Below are 268 nucleotides of genomic sequence, written 5' to 3'. Positions count from 1 at the left end.
GTGCAATAAGGCATTGTTAGGGCGGCCTAAAAAGCCAGGAGTATCGCGCCACCAGTGGGTAATGAGTACGTTAAAGTCATCGACGCCACGAACATGGTGCCACCACATGCTGGGAATAAATAACACATCACCAGGGCTTAGCTCTGCTGTTAGGCTGGCGTCTAATGCCTGCTGAAAACGCGGGAAACGTTCAAAGTCGGGGTTCGCCATATCAACGAGACTGATGTCTTGGCCACCGGGTGCCAGTTCCATGGGGCCAACATACAAA

General features: G+C 52.2%; 1 protein-coding gene. It reads right to left on the bottom strand.

The annotated features are described in order from the left end of the window. Positions 1 to 267 (bottom strand): cupin-like domain-containing protein (locus tag AAEY88_RS13850; RefSeq protein WP_350563311.1); only part of this gene is annotated, 267 nt, incomplete at its 3' end. Position 268 lies beyond the last annotated feature (1 nt).

This window comes from Psychrobacter sp. CAL346-MNA-CIBAN-0220 (genome assembly GCF_040309805.1).
Classification (GTDB): Bacteria; Pseudomonadota; Gammaproteobacteria; order Pseudomonadales; family Moraxellaceae; genus Psychrobacter.
Note: the sequence above shows the minus strand (reverse complement) of the source record. Positions and strands in the feature narration are given on the sequence as shown.